The organism is Kistimonas scapharcae (assembly GCF_039540975.1).
GTDB lineage: Bacteria > Pseudomonadota > Gammaproteobacteria > Pseudomonadales > Endozoicomonadaceae > Kistimonas > Kistimonas scapharcae.
The window spans coordinates 1-995 of record NZ_BAABFL010000219.1 but is presented as its reverse complement, the minus strand read 5'-3'; the positions used below and the strand labels follow the sequence as shown (position 1 = coordinate 995).

1 protein-coding gene is annotated in these 995 nt (G+C 58.9%); it reads right to left on the bottom strand.

Going from position 1 to position 995, the window contains the following annotated elements:
• On the bottom strand, positions 1–995 hold a 995-nt coding region (locus tag ABD892_RS10510; RefSeq protein WP_345195576.1), incomplete at both ends, for an AAA family ATPase.

Sequence of the window (995 nt, the reverse complement as noted above, 5' to 3'; positions counted from 1 at the left end):
GCGTTGACATCGGCCTGGGCAAAGGACGACAACGGATCGAAGACCACCAGCTTGAGATTCTCAAGCGCCATCAACTGCTGCCGGAGTTTTTCGTATTCAGGCGTCAGTACAGCCCCGTCCTGGTGCTCCCGGACAATGGCCATGGGTCCACCGGCATCTGGCAAGGGCACCACAATCAGACGATTGCCTGCCGTCGCACGGCGGTTGTCCGGATCCAGACGTTCCAGCCGACGATGCAGTTCGGCATAATCATCTTCCGCTGACAGGATGACCGCCGTCCCCTGTTCCAGCACCTTGCCGCCAAAGACCTCTGCCGGTGACTCAGGATTACCGCAGGCCACTTCCAATGCCAGTTTCAGGGTCAGCATACCCTTGCCGGTATCTCCCATGGCCGCCAGGATGGCTACCACACCCAGCGGAAAGCTGTCTTCTATCAGGAAACGTAGCTCCGGCGCCTTGCCGAGGTAGCGTTCAGCCGTCCAGTGGGTGATCACAAGTCCAGCCGACTTGACAATGTCTTTCCCCACCTGAGACAAAAACTGCGGGATATTCTCCTTACCCTCCACCGCCTCGGCAGCGTCCCATTTGGGTGGCTTTTCACGAGGTACGCTAACAATGGCTACCGCCCGGGCACCGGCTTGAACCACTGCATGCGCAGCATTACGGGCATAGTCACGGCCGGGTTGATCATTATCAGGCCAGATCAGCACCCGCTTGTCTTTCAGTGGGGACCAATCCGTCTTGTTGACTGGCGCCCTGGCCCCGTTCATGGCAGTGGTTGCGCAATAGCCCACCTCAATGAGCGCCTGGGCACACTTTTCCCCCTCCACCAGCAACACATCCTGGCTTTTACGGATACCGGGCTGGTTATACAGAGGCCGTGGATCCGGTGCTTTATGCCTGCGAGCTTTCACATCCCAGGGGCGAAACTCCTTGCCTGAGGGCGGATCGTAACGGGACACGGTGGCAATAAGACGCCCCTCGCCATCGTGGTA